This is a genomic window from Arthrobacter sp. 10N43 (assembly GCF_056394525.1).
Genome location: NZ_JBFTIA010000002.1, coordinates 231,148 through 249,393, shown reverse-complemented (window position 1 = coordinate 249,393; position 18,246 = coordinate 231,148). Strand labels below are relative to the sequence as shown.

Below are 18,246 nucleotides of genomic sequence, written 5' to 3'. Positions count from 1 at the left end.
CAATTGTTGTTGTGGTTTCTAGGCGGCTGGTACGGCTTCCGGCTCTCGGGGCCCGCGTTCACGCGCCGGACCCTTCTTGGCGAACCGGAGGTAGAGGGATGGAACGATGAACAGGTTGACCAGTGTCGAGGTCACCAGCCCACCGAGGATCACCACGGCCATGGGATGCTCGATCTCATGGCCGGGCCGGGTGCCCAGGACCACCAGCGGTACCAGCGCGAGTGCGGTGGCGAGGGTGGTCATCAGGATTGGTGACAGGCGTTCGGCCGCGCCGCGCAGCACCAGGCCCCGGCCAAACGGCACGCCCTCGAACTGCTCCAGATGCTGGCAGTGGTTGATGAGCAGGATGCCGTTGCGGGCGGCGATCCCCATCACGGTCAGGAACCCCACTAGCGAGCCGAGGGACAGGATTCCGCCGCTCATGTGAGCGGCGATCACCCCGCCCACCAGGGCAACCGGCAACGTCAGTATGGCAAGGGTGGCCAGCCGCCAGCTGCGGAAGGCCGCCTGGAGCAGGAGATACACCACGATCACGGCGCCGATCGCGAAGAGCAGAAGCCGTTGTGAGGCGGCCTGCCGCTCTGCGTACTCGCCCAGGATGTCCGCGCTGTAGCCCGTGGGGAACTCCACGGATTTGAGCTCGGACTCGAGTTTCTCGACGACTTTTGCGAGATCGCCTTCCTTGACGTTGGCGCTGACATCCAGACGGCGGGAGCCTTCCGAACGCTCAATGACGTTGGGAGTGGGCTTGACCGAGATCTTGGCGACATCGGCCACCCGGATCGTCTGTCCGCTGGGGGTGTCCAGGGGAAGGTTCTGGATGCTCGTGACGCTGGTCCGGATCTCGGGAGGACTCCAGACCTGGACGTCGTAGGCCTTGCCGTCGCGGTACACGTCGCCGACCTCTTCGCCGGAAACCAGGGTGGCGGCGGCCCGGCGGACGTCACCGGGCTTGAGCCCGTACCTGTTGGCGGCGTCCAGGTCCACCTCGACGTCCACCTGGGGGACGTTGACCTGCAGGGCAACTTTGGCCCCGATTGCCCCCTCGATCCCGGCAAGGACGGTCTTGACCTGGTCCGCCTGTTTCTTCAGCGTGTTCAGGTCATCGCCGTACACACGCACGACAATCGAGTAGCCGGTGCCGGTGAGCACTTCACGGACCCGTTCCTTGAGGTAGGTCTGGACGTCCCGGTGGATGCCGGGGTAGCCGTCCACGACCTGCTGGATGGATGCCAGGGTCTTGTCGTAGTCGACCGAGGGGTCGACGCTGATCCAGTTCTCACCGAAGTTCACGCCCACCACCTCATCGGCGGCAAACGCCTGGCCGATATGGGACCCGCAGTTGTTGACGCCCGGGATGGTCATCAGCTCCTTGCAGGCCAGCTGGCTGACGCGCACTTCCTCGGCATTCGAGGTGCCGGGTTGGGTGACCCAGTGCATGAGGAAGTCGCGTTCCTTGAATGAGGGCAGCAGCGACTGGCCCAGGAGCGGGGCCGCCACGATTCCGGCGACGCCGAGCGCCGCAACGGCGAGGTAGCCGGGGAGCGGCCTCCTCACGATGGGCCGCAGGGCCTTGCCGTACCAGCGTTTGAGAACCCGGACCACCGGCGGATCCCGGTCCTCCAGTTTGGCGTTGCGCAGGAAGATGTACGCCATGGCGGGTGTGACGGTGAGGGCCACCAGCATGGACGCCATCACGGCGAGGGTGTAGGAGATCGCCAGGGGCCGGAAGAACGCGCCCGTGAGTCCGTCCAGGAAGAAGATCGGCACCGTGGCGGCGACGATGATCAAAGTGGCGTAGACGATGGGGCCGCGGACCTCCAGGGAGGCATTGACCACCACCCGGGCGGTGCTCTCAGTCCCGCCGCTGGCCCGGTGGTGCCGCAGCCGCCGGACGATGTTCTCGACGTCGATGATGGCGTCATCCACAACGACCCCGACGGCGATCACCAGCCCGGCGAGCACCATGGTGTTGATCGTTCCCCCGGTCCAGTACAGCACCAGGGCCGCGGCAACCAGGGACAACGGGATGGCCATGACACTGACCAGCGCCGTCCTCCACTGGAACAGGAACACGCTGAGCACCAGGACCACCAGGAAACAGCCCAGCAGGAGGGCCAGGCTCAGGTTGCCGAGGGACTCCTCGATGAATGAGGCAGGCCGGAACAGCGTTGTGTCGACCTCGATCCCGGTCAGGCCGGGCTGCAGTTCCCTGAGCGCCTCCTCAACCCCGCGCGTGACTTCGAGCGTGTTGCCCCACGGCAGCTTCTCGACAATCAGCATGAGGCCGGGGCCGCCGTTGATGACCGCGTCACCGATCAACTGCTGGTGGTCTTCCACGACGGTTGCCACGTCAGCGAGCTTCAGGGGAGTCAGCCCCTCGCGCTCCTCCAGTGGCACCTGGGCAAGGTCCGCCGGAGAAGTGATGGGTTGCACGTGCCTGATGCCCAGGCTCTGGCTGGGCGTTTCCAGCGCCCCTCCGGTGCCGATCAGGGCGCCGGGGGAGTACTTGAGCAGGCCGGCATCCAAGGCATCGGACGTGGAATTCATGACGTTCTCCAGCGTCACCTTGTTTGCTGCCAGCTTGGCGGGATCAACCTGGACCTGCAGCATCTGGAGCCGTTCACCCCAGATGGCCACATTGGCGACGCCCGGCACCCGCAAGAGATGCGCCCTGATATTCCAGTAGGAAATCATGGACATCTCGATCAGGGAACGGGAGTCGGAGGACAGCCCGATCTTCATGACACGGCTGGTGGAGGACAACGGCTGGAGCATCAGCGGAGGCGCAGCCCAGGTAGGCAGTGTCGGAATGACCGTTGCCATCCGCTCCGACACCAGCTGCCTGGCGGTGAGCAGATCGGTTCCGGGTTTGAATTCCATCACGATGGCGGACAACTGCGACACCGACTTCGACCGCATCTGGTCAAGCCCGTCGATGCCGTTGAAGGCCTCCTCCATCGGAACCGTCACCAGTTCCTCAACTTCGGAGGCGGTGAGTCCCAGACATGCCGTCTGGACCTCGACACGGGGCGGTGCAAACTCCGGGAAAACATCCACCGAAGCACTGCTCAGTTGCGCGCCGCCCACGATCATGAGGGCGGCCGCCATCGCAATGATGATCGACCGGAACCTCAGACTTGCAGCGACAATCCGGCGCATGTCAATGTGCCGTATCGAATTCAGCGCCGAAGAGTTCCGCCGCGCCGACAGTCACGATCACGGTGCCCACCGCGGGGCCGGTCGATGCGGTAACCACCCCGGACTCCACCTTGGCCACCGTGACAGGCTCCCGCTGGTAGACCCGCGGGGCCGGGTTGGTGTAAACCCAGGTCTTTCCGCTGGCGTCATAGAGCAGGGCTGCGTAAGGCACGAGGACGTCCTTCCCCGTACCGGCCTTGACGGTCTCGGTTTGCAGGTCGAGGCGCTCGATCCCCTTTTCGGTCAGGGTCAGTTTTGCGATGCCCGTCGCGGCGTTCTTTTCCACCTTGGCGGGTTCGTTGGCCGCGACGGCGGCGGGGGGCGCCGCCGTCGTCTGGGCGCACGCCGGCACCGCGAACAGAATTGCTGCGCATACAGCGGCCGCCAGGGGCAGGCGCCGCAGGGGCTGTTGGCTGGTCATTTTGCTTCCACCTTTTCCTGCGTAACGGGCTGGACGGGATGCTCGGCCTCGTAGACTTCTGCCCACTCTTCAGGGGCGGACCGGGGCCCGAACCAGAGTGCGAGCAGGGGGAGCACGAAGATCCCGATGAGAGTTGTTGTGATGAGTCCGCAGATGATGATCAGGGCCATCGGGCCCAGGAGAGCCGCCCCCACGGCGCCGCCGAAGAGCCCCGGCGGGATCAGGATCGCCACCGTGGTCAGGGCGGCCCTCAGGATGGGCGACACCCGGTCCCGCGCTGCCTGCATGAGGACAGTGTCGCGGGGTTCGTGCGGGGCTGCCCGCCACAGGTCATCCGTCCGGGCCGAGAGCAGCGCCGCGTTGCGGGCAGCGACGGCCAGCACAGCGGCAAACGCCGTGAGCGCCAGCACGGTGACGGCGCCCCCTGCGAACCACGCCGCTATTGCAGCTCCGGCCAGCGCGGCCGGCAGGGAAAGGAAGACGGCAAGCGCCAACCGCCAGCTCCGCACGGCTGTCTGGAGAAGGAGCAGGATCGCTACGAGGGCGGCCGCGCCGATCCAGAGAACCAGGGCGTCCCCGGCCAGTTGTTCACTGTACTTCGTGGGGATTTCGGCGTGGTATTCCAGCGGGAACTGGATCTGCCCGATCGCCGCGGTGATATCGCGCTGGATATCGGCCAGCGGCCGTCCGCTGACATCGGCCACGACATCGATCCGGCGCGAGGTGTCATCGTGCATGATCACCACCTCATTGGGAACGAGCCGGACATCGGCGATCTGGCCCAGCTGGACCTGGCCACCGCTTGGAGTGTCGAGCAGGAGCTCACGGATGCTGGTCAGGTCATCCCTGACATCAACCGCGCCGCGGACCACGACTTCGAAGACCTTCTGCTGTTCGAAGAGGTTGCCAACGACAATGCCTTGCATCAGTGCCGCAGCGGCGCGGCGGGCGTCGCCAGGTTTGATGCCGAACTTTTGCGCCAGCTCGAGGTTGACCTCCACTTCGACCACTGGCGTCATGGCGCTGGCGTTGATCGTCGGGTTCTTCACGCCGTCGACCTTTTCGATGGCCTTGCGGACCTCTTCGGCCTTCTCGCGGAGGACCGGCATATCGGTCCCGAAGACGCGGACGGCGAAGCCCGGATCCATGGTGCTGCGCTGTTGGCCGATCTTTTGCTGGGAGTAGTTCACCACGTTGTGGGCGATGCCCGGGTAGCCCTGGACGACGTCACGGACTGCCTGCTCCGTTTCGCTGAAGTTGGCATCCGGTGTGATGGATACCCAGAGTTCGGCAGAGCTGTTCCCGACCACCTGGTCAGAGGAGATGGCGCGGCCGATGTGCCCGCCGACTCCCGAGACTCCTGGCAGGGTCCGCAGCTCGTCGGACGCCTTAGACGCCACGCGTCGGACCTCATCGTTGGACGTGCCGGCCATCGAGTCCCACTGCACCAGAAGCGTTCGGTCCGGGATCGTCGGAACGACCGCCCGGTTTCCGATCAGTTGTGATGCGGCTGCGAGTCCCAGCAAGCCGACGACGGCGACTGCGACGACGCCGAGCGCGGTGCGGGAACGTGCGCCCTCGAGGGCCCGGTCGTAGTACGACCGCGCCCGGAGAACTGCGGACGATTCGGCCCGCGGGGCGCTCTCGCCGGGAAGCAGGAGATACGCAAGGACCGGCGTCAGGGACAAACCCACCACCATGGACACGGCCAGCGCCAGCGCCATCGACCAGAACAGGGGCTGGAAGAACGCACCGCCGACCCCTGTGACGAACAGCGTCGGAACCAGCGCAAGGACCATGACGAGGGAACCGTGGAACAGCGGCGTGCGGACGCCGCGGACCAGTTGGACCATCCGGAACCTGATCGTGGCTTCAGTCTCGGTTGCGGTGGTCCGCAGTGTACGGCGCCGCTGGGCCTGGACATCCTCCACGATGTCTCCCACAATCACGGAGACGCCCAGAATGATGCCGGCGAGAACCGAGATGTTCAGTGTGGAGTCAAACAAATAGAGAACCACTCCCGCGGCCATGACGGTTGTGGTGATGGCCACGAGGGCGATCACGGCTACGCGCCAGGAACGGAAGAGGAGCCAGAAGAGCAGGACGGCGATCAGGAGGCTGACCAGCAGCGCCACGCCCAGTCCGTCCACCGTATCTTGCAGGAACGAGGCGGGCCGGAAAACGGACGTGTCCATCTGGATTCCGGAAAGCCCGGGCTGCAGGTCGTTCAGGGCGGCTTCGATGTCCTTGGTGACCTGCATCGTGCTGGTTCCGGGGAACTTCTCCACGACCAGCAGCAGGCCTGCGTCCTGGCCGACGACGGCGTCGCCGATCAGCGGTTGGTGATCCTCTTTCACCTGGGCAATGTCACCGAGGAGCATGGGGGATGGGGCGTCCTCGACGCTGACCTTGGACAGGTCCGCCGGCGTTCGGATCGGCAAGACGTGCTGGATGCCCAGACGTTGGCTCGGCGACTCGACGAATCCGCCCGTGCCGGGGGTTGACGCCTCAAGGAAGCTCAGCGGAGACACCCAGACGGCGTTGCCCGTGGTCTTGATGACCTGTTCGAGGGTGATGCCCTTGTCCCGGAGCTGCGTCGGGGTCACCTCGACCTGGAGCTGCTGTTCGCGCTGTCCCCAAATGGAAACGTTGGCGACCCCCGGAATGCCGATCAGCCGCGGCTTGATCTTCCACCGGGCCAGGACCGACATTTCGATCCCGGAAAGCTGCTGGGAGTTCATCCGGACCATGAGGACACGGCTGGTCGAAGACATCGGCTGCATGATCAAGGGCGGTGCCGAGACGTTCGGCAGTGCGTGGGCCTGGGTCATGCGTTCTGCGACGAGCTGGCGCGCGCGCAGAAGATCGGTACCGGGCTCGAATACCAATTCGATTGAAGACAGGCCCGGAACGGACTTTGACCGGATTTCATCGAGCCACGCCACCCCATTTAACAGGTCGGCTTCCATCGGTGCGGTGATGAGCTGCTCGACTTCGGCAGCGGAGAGGCCCAAGGCCTCGGTCTGGATCTCGACGTGCGCGGGGGCAAACTCCGGCATGCTGTCGATGGCGACGTTTGGAACGTTCACTACCCCGAAGGTAATGAGGCCGGCGGCCATGGCGAGAACCAGGATGCGGAACTGCATACTGAAACGGGTAATCCATCCGAACATGGCTAGACCTGTTTCCGGGCGCTGGCGGCACGACGGCGGCCAGCGGGGGTGTCCGGCGGTTGCACGGAAGAATTGCGCAAGTGATACATGACAGGCTCCTCAACCCGAGACCATTTGCGAATCCCCCCAAGAGATCCCAATTGCTGACCTTTATCGAATAGTGTCCCCATCGGAATCGTTTGGCAAGGTTGAAAATTATGGGTCACCGCCGCGTGTTTTCACGGGTTTCTCCCAGCTTTGGGTCGCATAATGCGCTTCTGGAGAGAACTTCTTGGAACTGGTCGCCGCCCTGCATTAATTCACCCAAGTGCCGGTGAATTAATTACTTGCTTTTCCGCGGATGGATACTTGAATTTCCGTTTTGACTACGCGCCCACGACATTCTGAGACTGGCAGTAAGTACTGCTAATCCATAGGTATGTCATTTGTAACAATTTTGGGCACAGTTGTCTGAGAAGGGTGCCGGGAGGCCGGTTCCGTGGTGGCTCCCGGGCGGCGCCGGGCCCGCGGTTCCGCACGAGCCAGCCCAAGGGGCTAAAGTGGTCCTATGCGCGCAGTGCTTCTTCTTAGCTAGCCGCCCGGCATCCCGACGAGACCTCGATCCCGAAGAGACTCGGATTGCCGAGCGGCGGCCCCTCCATGTCGAGGGGCTTTTGTGTGTCCGGGGTATATTCCGAACCGCAAAGCAGGTTGTTACAGCATGAGTGCGACGTACAGACAGCATGGAGTCAGGGCCGGGCAGCCGGCCGCGACAGTGCAGACTTGAAGGTGAACAGGCCTGGCGGCAGGCAGGCCTGAAGGTAGACAGGCTTGGGATAACAGGCCGCATAGAACAGAAGAGGCCAGCAGTGAGCGTTCAGCCGGAAACACAGACCGGATCGCCAGCAGCCGCGGCGGAGGGGCCCGAGGAAGGTGCCTACAGCTTCGCGGCGATGGAAGCCAAATGGCCGCAGGTCTGGGAAGACCTGAAGGTCTTCACGCCGCTCGACGACGGTTCCAAGGAACGCCGCTACGTGCTGGACATGTTCCCGTATCCGTCCGGTGACCTTCACATGGGCCACGCCGAGGCGTTCGCGATGGGCGACGTCGTGGCCCGCTACCTGCGCCAGCAGGGCTACGACGTGCTGCACCCGATCGGCTGGGACTCCTTCGGACTCCCGGCGGAGAACGCCGCGATCAAGCGCAACGCGCACCCCAGCGAGTGGACGTACGCCAACATTGACACCCAGGCGGCGTCGTTCAAGCGCTACGCCATCTCGGCGGACTGGTCCCGCCGGCTGCACACCTCCGACCCGGAGTACTACCGCTGGACCCAGTGGCTGTTCACGCGGTTCTACGAGCGCGGACTGGCCTACCGCAAGAATTCGCCGGTCAACTGGTGCCCCAAGGACCAGACCGTGCTGGCCAACGAGCAGGTAGTCAATGGCGCCTGCGAGCGGTGTGGCACCCCCGTCACCAAGAAGTCCTTGAACCAGTGGTACTTCAAGATCACCGACTACGCGGACCGACTGCTCGATGACATGGACGAACTGCGCGGGCACTGGCCCGAGCGCGTCCTCGCCATGCAAAAGAACTGGATCGGCCGCTCCGAGGGCGCCCACGTCAACTTCGTGATCGAGGCCGACGGCGGCAAGGCCGCCAAGGACGTCACCGTCTTCACGACCCGCCCCGACACCCTCTACGGCGCCACGTTCTTCGTCGTCGCCGCCGACGCGCCTCTCGCCGTCGAACTGGTCACCGACGAGCACGCCGCCGCCCTGGACGCCTACCGCGAACAGGTCAAGGCACTGTCGGAGATCGAGCGCCAGTCCACCGAGCGCGAGAAGACCGGCGTCTTCACCGGGCGCTACGCGACCAACCCGCTCAACGGCGAGAAGCTGCCCGTCTGGGCCGCCGACTACGTCCTGGCCGACTACGGCACCGGCGCCATCATGGCTGTGCCGGCCCATGACCAGCGCGACCTCGACTTCGCCCGGACCTTTGACCTGCCCGTCCGGGCTGTGCTGGACACCGGCGAGGAAGATCCCGCAACCACAGGCATCGCGACCTCCGGCGAGGGGACGCTGATCAACTCCGGCGGCCTCGACGGGCTGCCCAAGGCCGAGGCCATCCCGGCCGCCATCGAGATCCTGCGCGAGCTGGGCACAGGCGAGAAGTTCGTGAACTTCCGCCTGCGTGACTGGCTGCTCAGCCGACAGCGGTTCTGGGGCACCCCGATTCCCATCATCCACTGCCCGGCCTGCGGCGAAGTCCCGGTCCCGGACGATCAGCTGCCTGTGACCCTGCCGGCAGACCTGCGCGGCGAAGACCTGTCCCCGAAGGGCACGTCCCCGCTGGCCGCCGTCGAGGAGTGGGTCAACGTGGAGTGCCCCTCCTGCCACGGCCCGGCCAAGCGCGACACGGACACCATGGACACCTTCGTTGACTCGTCCTGGTACTTCCTGCGCTTCGTGTCCCCGCAGTACACCGAAGGCCCGTTTGATCCGGCCAAGATCAACGACTGGATGCCGGTGGGCCAGTACGTCGGCGGCGTCGAGCACGCCATCCTGCACCTGCTGTACGCGCGGTTCTTCACCAAGGTCATCCACGACCTCGGCATGATCGATGCTGACGAGCCGTTCCGGGCGCTGCTGAACCAGGGCCAAGTGCTCAACGGCGGCAAGGCTATGAGCAAGTCCCTGGGCAACGGCGTCGACCTTGGCGAGCAGCTGGACAAGTTCGGCGTGGACGCCGTGCGCCTGACCATGATCTTCGCCTCCCCGCCGGAGGACGACGTCGACTGGGCGGACGTATCGCCGTCGGGCTCCGCGAAGTTCCTGGCCCGTGCCTGGCGGCTCGGCCAGGACGTAACGAGCGCGCCCGGCGTCGACTTCTCCACCGGTGACCGTGCCCTGCGCACCATCACCCACCGCACGATCGCCGACGCGCAGACCCTGCTTGACCACAACAAGTTCAACGTGGTGGTGGCAAAGCTGATGGAACTGGTCAACGCGACCCGCAAAACCATTGACGCAGCCACGGGGGCCGGCGGCGCGGACCCTGCGGTCCGTGAAGCCGTGGAAGCCGTTGCGGTCATCCTGAGCCTGTTCGCGCCGTACACCGCCGAGGACCTGTGGAATGTCCTGGGACACCCGGCGTCGGTCGCAAACGCCGGCTGGCCCACGCACGACGACGCTTTGCTCGTGGAGGACACGGTCACCGCCGTCGTCCAGGTCCAGGGCAAGGTGCGGGACCGCCTGGATGTTTCCCCGGACATCTCCGAGGCAGACCTGCGCGAACTGGCGCTGGCCTCGGAAAACGTTCAGCGGGCCCTCGACGGCCGCGCCCTCCGCACGGTGATCGTGCGGGCGCCTAAACTGGTCAACATCGTCCCGGCCTAGCCGGGAGGGATGGCCTGACACTGGCCTGACACTGCACTGACAGGGGCCGCCGGCTGTAGCCGGCGGCCCGCGTCACTAAGGTGGCTGGCACGGATTGCCCTGGCCGGAGAAAGTCCATGCGTCCCCAGAGCAGCAGGAGGTCCCTCGTGCCAGACCGCGAGCCGTCAGGCTGGCCATGGCTGCGCGAGCGGCTGATACGCCTTCGGCAGGGCCGGGGCGGCGCCGTCCCCGAATCGGCTCCGGCCGCCGTCGTGCAGGTCGCCGTGGTTACTGACTCTGCCGCCGCGCTGCCCGCCGACTGGATCCGTGCTTTCGCCGCTGACGGCAGGCTCACGGTGGTTCCGATGCCCGTCATGGTCGGCGCCGAAATCTACGGCGAGGGCGAAGACGACATCACGGAGACGATTGCCGTTGCCCTGGCCAGCGGCAAGCCCGTCAAGACCTCCCGCCCTTCACCGGGTCAGTTTGAGCACGCGTACCGGGAGGCCGGCGAACGTGGCTTCCAGTCTGTGGTCTCGATCCATATTTCCGCCGAGCTTTCCGGGACTGCCGACGCCGCCCGCCTTGCAGCCCAACGGGTCGGCATTCCAGTAGAGGTCCTCGACTCCCGGACGGTTGGCATGGCCCAGGGGATGGGCGTGCAGGGCGCCGTCGTCGCGGCGGCCGACGGCAGGAACGCGGCCGACGTGTTGGCCTTTGCACAGGACCGGCTGGATCGCACCAAAGTCTACTTCTATGTTCCGAGCCTGGAGCAGTTGCGCCGGGGCGGCCGGGTGGGGGCTGCGGCCTCGCTCTTGGGGACGATGTTCTCCATCAAGCCCATCCTGGCGGTCGGCGACGGCCGGATCATCCCGCTGGAAAAAGTCCGGTCCGCGGCGAAGGCGATCGCGCGGCTCGAGGAAATCGTTGCCGCCGATGCCTCCACGCGTCCTGCCGGGCAGGCGAGGCTGGCAGTGCACCATTTCGGCAATGAGTCCGAAGCCCAAGAGCTCGCCCGGCGCCTGGCGGTAGCGTTGCCCGCCTGTCCTCCGGCCCAGATCAGTGCCCTTCCGGCCGTCCTGGCTGCCCACGCCGGGCTGGGTGTGCTGGCGGTGATTGTGGGGGAGGGCAGTACGCCCGGCAGCGCCATTTCCGCAAGCTCACGTTTGGACGGCTCGAGCCTGGATGAGACCCGTCCGGGCTGAGGGTTGGGGACTCTGGGCTCTGGGTTCTGGGTTTTCCGGGCTCTGGCCGCGAGGGGGCGTTGGGGGTACAGTCACTGCACCAAGCCCAACGTACCGGAGGCCGCCATGGCGATGCAGGTGCACCACGTAGTCCAGTTCGACCGCGACGTTTCCGAAGAGGTGACGAAGTGGCTCAAATACCTCAAGGGCCAGGTGACAAGTGTCCAGTTCCTCACCACCACCGTGCCTGATCCAAAGGCTGCGGACAAATGGCGGGTGCAGTACGAGGCCTACATTACCTACCAGAAGTAAGCGGCGGCTGGGCGCTTCGCCTCACGGCGTAGGTGCGATCGTAAGTCCTGGAACCAGCGGGGTCGTTGGCGCTGAGGCCGATGCAGACGTCGGTGCTGACGTTGGTGCAGGCGTCGGTCCCGGCTCTGGAGCGGTCGTTGGCGTGGGAGCCGGAACGGTCGTTGGTGCCGGCGCCGGGACGGTTGTTGGTGCGGGAGCCGGAACGGTCGTTGGTGCCGGCGCCGGGACCGTTGTTGGCGCGGGAGCCGGAATGGTCGTTGGCGCCGGAGTCTGGACGGTTGTTGGTGCGGGAGCCGGGATGGTCGTTGGTGCGGGAGCCGGGATGGTCGTTGGCGCAGGGGCGGGAGCCTGAATAGCCGTTGGTGCCGGAGCCGGGATGGTCGTTGGCGCCGGGGCCCGGATGGTTGTTGGTGCGGGAGCCGGAATGGTCGTTGGTTCTGGGGCCGGCAAGGGAACCGGAATGGTCGTTGGTTCCGGCGCGGCCGTCGGGGTAGGGGCTGGCCGATTCGGTCCGATGGTGTAGCTCGGTTGCTGGCCCGAACCGTTGACCCACAGCGAGGCGCTCACCTTCCGGGCTGCACCTGGCTCCACCCACCACAGCACCTGGACGTTGCAGTGGTAGACCACGGTGACATTGGCGACGGCGCCCTGCGGCGGAACCGAGTGAATAGAGGTGGCGGCCGTCTGGGTGGTCCAGATGAAGTTCTGGTCGGCCTTCATGCCTGCCGTGCCGTCAACGGTCACATGCGCTATGCCGTAGAGGCCGTGCTGGGGACAGAAACTGCTGTCGAGTGAGAAGTTGACCACCTGGGTTGAGGTGGCCTGAATTGTGTCTGCCACTGCGGGCGGGGCTGGCAGCATGGCGCCGCTAAGGGCCACGACCGCTGCCGGCCAAAACAACCTTTCCATCGCACACCAGCTTTCGACGCCTGGCTGACACATCCAGACGATCAGGGTTGCCCCCAGCCGGCAAAAGTCTTCTCGATTGAGGATGCAGACGTTACCACCGGGTCCGGGTGGGCACCACCGTAGGGAATACTTGCCCGATGCCATCGGAATACTGGTACTACGCAGGTGTTTCCACATACGCCTGATCCCTGATGCCAGTGTGGCCGCGGGTTGCCTAGTGTCGATTCCATGTCACGCCGGAGCCCCGAAGCTGAGTCTGCCACGGGAATTCGAGTTGCCCGGGAACGCCTGGCGGTGACGCTCGGGGGTGCAGCAGATTATGGAAAAATGGATAGTGAAGACGCCGGGGCGGCGGGGCCCGCCTCTGGGCTGTTGGAAGTGTCGGGGTCCGGCCTGCCCGTCCGGTCCGCCCCTTCTGCCGGTGCTGCCAGCGGCAGCGCGCGCGATGCCGGAACCCATCCGGGGGCGCTGCCGGGGAACCGGCTGTCAGAAAGGCGGCCGGTATCGGCACGGTTGCGGGCGCGGACTGGAGTGCGTGCGGCGGCGCTGGTGGGCATCCTTTCCGCGGTGCTGGGCGCCTGCTTCTGGTGGCAGGCCGGCACTGGCGGTGCCCAGGTGGTCGCGCTCAGCGAGGACGCCCCTGCCGCAGAAAAGGCGTCCGCCCCGACGGCGGAGGCTACCCTCGCGCCACCGGGAGACGCGGCGGCGGGAAAAGAGGCCAGCCCTGCACCCGGAAGCATCACGGTGCATGTCGCCGGCGCCGTCGCCCGGCCGGGCGTGGTGCAGTTGCCGTCGGGCAGCCGGCTGCACGAAGCGATTGCTGCGGCTGGCGGGGCCACGGAGATCGGGGATCCGGACCGGCTCAACCTCGCAGCCGTGCTGGAGGACGGGCAGAAAGTCCAGGTGCCGGTCCGCGGGGAACCCGACCAAGCCGAGGCGCCCACAGGCGGTCGCGGGCCTGTGGCGGGTTCCGCCACGGGAGGCACAAGGTCCGGCGGTGGCGGCGGAAAGGTGAACCTGAACACCGCCGGCGTCGAGGAGCTAGGGACACTCCCGCGCGTCGGTCCGGTTTTGGCGCAGCGCATCGTGGACTGGCGCCAGCAGCACGGGCGGTTCACGTCTGTTCAGGAGCTCGACGCTGTTGACGGGATCGGTCCGAAGCTGCTGGCGGCCCTGCTTCCGTTGGTGGGTATCTGAGATGGCCCCGCAAGCCAGTGGGATGAACCCGCAAGCCGCTGACATGGCCCCGCGCGGCGCCGACATGGCACAGCGAGGCATGGGACAAACCCGAGCGGACGGTCCTGAAGCGGGCCGGAGGAGCCGCTGGCAGCGGTATGTCGACGCAGCGGTCCTTTCCCCGGCGCCGGATTCCGGACGCACGGATTACGCCGGCCCGGGTCGCGGAGCCGACGAGCCTGCGCCGGAAAACCGCGGGGCGCGACGAGGAAGTGCTTCGCCGCCGGGCCACCGTACGCAGCGGCTACCGTTCTCTGTGAGCCTCAGCGGGCTTATTGAGGGACACAGCACCGCCCGCCTCCTGTCCGGGCCGGCGCGCGGCACGGCCCTGCGTCGGCGCCGGGCGGAACGCAGACGGCGGACGGACCTTCGGTTGGTGTTGCCGGCCCTGCTCGTCTGGGGGACCGCCGTTGCCGGAAACTGGCTGCCCTCGGCCGGGCTGGTCACTCTCTGCGCGACCCTGGCGGCGGCCGCGGGGATCCTGCTGGTCCGGCCCGGGCGGGCCGGCGGTGGGTTTGACTGGGCCGGATTTGGCTGGATTAGGTTCGGCTGGATTGGGTTCGGGACTGACGGGGCCGGACGGGGCCGCCGTCCCCGACCGGCTGCCCCACGCAGCCTTCGTGCCACCCTGGCCGTGGCGCTGCTGCTCTCCGTCGCGGCGGGTTCGCACGCAGCGGTAGACGCGGCACGGCGACATGACGGCGCAATTGCGGAGGCAGTGGCCGCCCGCGCGGCCGTGGTCGCCGAGCTTGAGATTGCCGGGGCCCCGCGGCGGCTCAGGATTCCCGGCGCCGGCGGCGCGGCGGACCGCTGGGCCGTCCCCGTAACGTTGAAGGTGATGACCTACGGCGGCCACAGGGTCGCCGGCGACGCCCGGCTCGTCGTCATGGGTGGAACGGCGTGGGAGCAAGCCACGCCGGGACAGCGCCTACGCGCCACAGGCAAGCTGCGGGAGGCCGAGCCAGGCGAGCCGGATGCGGGGATCCTTTCAGCTTCGTCCGCTCCGGCGGTGTTGCGGGAACCCCCGCCGTGGCAGCAGGGGCCCGGCGAACTGCGCCATGCCTTCACCGCCGCATCGACACGGTTCGGTGGCGACGCCAGCGGGCTGCTGCCCGGGATGGTCACCGGCGATACCAGCGCCCTGGACGCGGAACTGGAATCCGCAATGAAGACGGTCGGGATGACGCACCTGACCGCCGTCAGCGGCGCGAACTGCAGCCTGATCCTTGGAGCCCTGCTGCTCACTGCGCGCACGCTGCGTCTTTCTCGGCCGGCAGCCGCCGCGGCCAGTCTCGTGGGGCTTGCTCTTTTCGTCCTCATGGTGGGACCGGATCCAAGCGTTCTGCGGGCCTCGATCATGGGCATCATCGGCCTTGTCTCTGTGGCCCTTGGCCGGGCGGGACGGGGACTCAGCCTGCTGTGCGTTGCCGTCATCGGGCTTCTGTTGGCGCAGCCGGTCCTCGCCACAAGCTTCGGATTCCTGCTCTCGGTCCTGGCCACGCTGGGAATCGTGGTCACGGGACGCCAGGTCCTGGACTGGGTGCCGCCCTGGGTGCCGCGCTGGGTGGCGGCAGGCGTTGCCGTACCCCTGGCCGCCCAGCTCTTCTGCGGGCCGGCGATCGTCTTGTTGCAACCGCAGTTCGGCGCGTACTCCTTGCCGGCTAACGTGGCCGCTGCGGCCCTCGTGCCGCCAGTGACGCTTCTTGGCACGGCGGCGGTGGTGCTCCTGCCTGCAGTCCCGGCCGCAGCGGGGCTGTTGATGGCCCCAGCTGCCCTCTTCGCCGGCGCGGTGGCGGGGATAGCCCGCTTCTTCGCCGCACTCCCGGGCGCCGCGCTGCCCTGGCCCGAAGGGGCCTTCGGCGCCGCCACCATGGGCATCCTTTCGGCGACAGCGCTGGCAGCGACGTGGCTGGCCCTGCACCCGGGTGCGGCTGTTCGGGCCGTCCTGGCGGCACACACAGGGGTTGTTGCCGTCCTTGAACGCCGGTCGCATGCGGCCAGGCCGCCAGCCGTCCGGCACGCCTCAAGACGCGGCTTGGAGCACCGGTCCGGGCGTGGGACGCTTAGAGTCCGCAAACCAACTTCCGGGAGGAATCACGAGTGGCTGCTGCCCAGACCCAACGGCCCAGGACCTCGGCGTCAAACACCGCCACCTGGCGGGACGTGACGCCGGCAGCCGTTGTCCTGGTGGGCGGTCCGGAGGACTACCTGGGCGCCCGTGCGATGGACCGTATCCGCGCGCAGGTCCGCGCGGTGTCGCCCGACGTCGAAGTGACCCAGCTTAATGCCGGCAGCTACGCGGCGGGGTCGCTGGCCATGAACGTCAGCCCGTCACTGTTCGGCGAACGGAAACTTATCGAGGTCGAGGGCGTCGAGGCGATGAACGATGCCTTCCTCGCCGACGCCCTGAAGTATGTGGCGGAACCGGAACCGGACGCCGTGCTGGTGCTCCGCCATGGCGGGGGAGTCCGCGGTAAAAAGCTGCTGGACGCCATCAAGGCCGCCGGCTGGCCCGTCGTCGACTGCCAGCCGCTGAAAAAGGACGCCGAGAAGATCGCTTTCGTCACTTCAGAGTTCAAGGCGGCATCCCGGCGTATCGACCCCGACGCCGTGCACGCCCTCGTCAACGCGGTCGGCGCCCAGCTTGCGGAACTCGCCGCCGCCTGCAGCCAGTTGATCGCTGACGCAACWACCGGCGTGGACGTCGCAATGGTGGACAAGTACTACGGCGGCCGGGTCGAGGCAACGGCCTTCAAGGTCGCCGACGCCGCGATGGCCGGCAACGGCCCGCTGGCCCTCTCCACACTTCGCCACGCCCTTGCCACCGGGGCTGACCCGGTGCCGATCGTGGCGGCCCTGGCGTCCAAGCTGCGTTCCCTGGCCAAGGTGGCCGGCGCGCAGGGCTCGTCCTCGCAGATAGCCAAGCAGCTGGGAATGCAGCCCTGGCTCGTCGAACAGGCCCAGCGGGAGGTCCGGCGCTGGACGCCCGAGGGGCTGGTGCGCTCCATCCAGGTCACCGCCGAGGCGGACGCCCAGGTCAAGGGCCTGTCCCGGGATCCTGTCTACGCCGTGGAACATGCCGTGACCGTGATTGCCACGTCGGTCCGGAGCTCCTGACTCACGGGTGCCGACCACCGGCAGTGCTTGCGGGCATACCGGGGAGGGCCCATGCGGCGCCTGCGGTTAGAGAACGGCTGTGGCCCGCTGCGGCGTGTTCGGATGAGGATGCGACCTGCGGCTTAATTGGATGTGGCCGGCACCCAGGGGGTGCCGGCCACAATCATCAGTTCAAGTGAACTGGAAACCTTAGAGTGCGTTGACCTTCTTGGAGATCGCGGACTTGCGGTTTGCAGCGTTGTTCTTGTGCAGAACACCCTTGCTGACAGCCTTGTCCAGCTTGCGGCCGGCGGCAACCAGTGCGGCAGCGGCAGCATCCTTGTCGGTGGACTCAACGGCGGTGTTGACGGCGCGGATGGCCGTCTTCAGCTCGGACTTGACTGCGTTGTTGCGCAGGCGAGCCTTTTCGTTGGTCAGGATGCGCTTCTTCTGGGACTTGATATTAGCCACGTGTGAACTCTCTTTTTCAATGCGGAAAATGGTCTAGAGGGCTTTCAGATTGGCCATTGACTGAGCGGCGTGGGGATACCTATGGCGACCAACCATCTGTGGCCGTCGACCTGCACGGACACACAGCTGTAAATAATAGCAGAGATGATGCTCCAGGGACGATTACGGGGGCGACCCGCGGCCGGCCCAGCGGATCAGGTCCAGCCGTGGCGCTCCCGCAGGGCCGACGCGACAACCTTGAAGCGCCGCGCGTCCAAAATCGCCCCTTCACGCCGGATGTCCTTGGCATTGATCTGCAGCACGCGGTCCAGCTTCGCTTCGCTGGGGCGCCCCTGGCGGTCCCAGGTACCGGTACCGATGTCCACGTAGTCATCCATCCGGCGGGAGTCGCCGTCGTGGTCCTTGCTGGTCAGCATCAGGCCCAGCAGATACCGGCCGCTGGTGCCCACGAGCAGAACCGGACGGTCCTTGCCCCGGGAATAGTCCTCTTCATAGGGCACCCAGGTCCACACGATTTCGCCGGGCTCGGGGAGGCCGTTCGGCGCGGGAGCGTAGCGGACGGCCGCCCGGCCCTGGAAGTCGCCGGGATACGTCCCGGTCAGTCCGGCTGCCGGGCCGCCGCCTGTGGCGTGCGTCGCTGAGCCGGGCCGGGCCGTGCCCGGGCGTGGCTTCGCCGCTGGTTTCCTGGCCGGTTTTGCAGCCGGCCCGCGGGTCCGCGCCGGTGCGGAGCCGCCGAGTTTGTCCAGGAAGCGCAGAGTGTCGCGGAGCGCGTTGCCGATCGAGCGCAAGTTCCAAGCCATGGAAAAACCATACCGGCAACGCCTGCGCGGAGAACGGGGAAGGGGCGCCTCCGCGGCCGGAAGCAGGAATGCACTGCCACGGGT

12 protein-coding genes are annotated in these 18,246 nt (G+C 66.7%); 6 read left to right on the top strand and 6 right to left on the bottom strand.

All coding sequences use genetic code 11. The features are described 5' to 3' along the window. Positions 1-18 precede the first annotated feature (18 nt). Genes AC1DDO_RS03765 through AC1DDO_RS03755 form a run of 3 tightly spaced genes read right to left on the bottom strand, consistent with a single transcriptional unit; the run spans position 19 to position 6,768 of the window. On the bottom strand, positions 19-3,162 hold the full coding sequence (locus tag AC1DDO_RS03765) for an efflux RND transporter permease subunit (protein WP_441409001.1): 3,144 nt from the start codon (positions 3,160-3,162) through the stop codon (positions 19-21). Between the two features lies 1 nt (position 3,163). Next, positions 3,164-3,622: a hypothetical protein gene (locus AC1DDO_RS03760; RefSeq protein ID WP_476867565.1), complete on the bottom strand. Its 459-nt coding sequence runs from the start codon at positions 3,620-3,622 to the stop codon at positions 3,164-3,166. Next, positions 3,619-6,768 (bottom strand): efflux RND transporter permease subunit, encoded by a 3,150-nt coding sequence (locus AC1DDO_RS03755; RefSeq protein ID WP_476971453.1) that lies wholly within the window; start codon positions 6,766-6,768, stop codon positions 3,619-3,621. The genes AC1DDO_RS03760 and AC1DDO_RS03755 overlap by 4 nt, the downstream gene beginning before the upstream one ends. 875 nt (positions 6,769-7,643) lie before the next feature. On the opposite strand from AC1DDO_RS03755, the gene leuS reads away from it, so the two are divergent. The 3 genes from leuS (at position 7,644) to AC1DDO_RS03740 (ending at position 11,650) form a co-directional block, all read left to right on the top strand. Beyond that, positions 7,644-10,175, top strand: coding sequence for a leucine--tRNA ligase (gene leuS, locus AC1DDO_RS03750; RefSeq protein WP_476867567.1), 2,532 nt, complete (start codon positions 7,644-7,646; stop codon positions 10,173-10,175). A gap of 146 nt (positions 10,176-10,321) precedes the next feature. Next, positions 10,322-11,359, top strand: coding sequence for a DegV family protein (locus AC1DDO_RS03745; protein ID WP_476867568.1), 1,038 nt, complete (start codon positions 10,322-10,324; stop codon positions 11,357-11,359). A 105-nt stretch (positions 11,360-11,464) separates the two neighbouring features. Further along, positions 11,465-11,650: a hypothetical protein gene (locus AC1DDO_RS03740; protein WP_441408996.1), complete on the top strand. Its 186-nt coding sequence runs from the start codon at positions 11,465-11,467 to the stop codon at positions 11,648-11,650. Here AC1DDO_RS03740 and AC1DDO_RS03735 read toward each other — a convergent pair. Next, positions 11,634-12,203: a hypothetical protein gene (locus tag AC1DDO_RS03735; RefSeq protein WP_476867569.1), complete on the bottom strand. Its 570-nt coding sequence runs from the start codon at positions 12,201-12,203 to the stop codon at positions 11,634-11,636. The genes AC1DDO_RS03740 and AC1DDO_RS03735 overlap by 17 nt on opposite strands. 905 nt (positions 12,204-13,108) lie before the next feature. Between AC1DDO_RS03735 and AC1DDO_RS03730 the strand changes: the two genes are divergently transcribed. From AC1DDO_RS03730 to holA, 3 genes are all read left to right on the top strand, one after another. Then, entirely contained in the window at positions 13,109-13,756 is a 648-nt protein-coding gene (locus AC1DDO_RS03730; protein ID WP_476971452.1) for a ComEA family DNA-binding protein, read from the top strand. A 415-nt stretch (positions 13,757-14,171) separates the two neighbouring features. Further along, the gene (locus tag AC1DDO_RS03725) at positions 14,172-15,962 is read left to right on the top strand and encodes a ComEC/Rec2 family competence protein (RefSeq protein ID WP_476971451.1); all 1,791 of its coding nucleotides are present in this window, start codon (positions 14,172-14,174) and stop codon (positions 15,960-15,962) included. Next, positions 15,896-16,912 carry a DNA polymerase III subunit delta gene (gene holA / locus AC1DDO_RS03720; RefSeq protein ID WP_441408992.1) on the top strand — a complete coding sequence of 339 codons (1,017 nt, stop codon included), beginning with the start codon at positions 15,896-15,898 and terminating at the stop codon, positions 16,910-16,912. Before AC1DDO_RS03725 ends, holA begins: the two co-directional genes overlap by 67 nt. A gap of 189 nt (positions 16,913-17,101) precedes the next feature. On the opposite strand, the gene rpsT is transcribed toward holA, so the two are convergent. After that, on the bottom strand, positions 17,102-17,362 hold the full coding sequence (rpsT, locus tag AC1DDO_RS03715; protein WP_090581023.1) for a 30S ribosomal protein S20: 261 nt from the start codon (positions 17,360-17,362) through the stop codon (positions 17,102-17,104). A gap of 194 nt (positions 17,363-17,556) precedes the next feature. Next, positions 17,557-18,162, bottom strand: coding sequence for a type II toxin-antitoxin system PemK/MazF family toxin (locus AC1DDO_RS03710; RefSeq protein WP_476867572.1), 606 nt, complete (start codon positions 18,160-18,162; stop codon positions 17,557-17,559). Between the last annotated feature and the right edge of the window lie 84 nt (positions 18,163-18,246).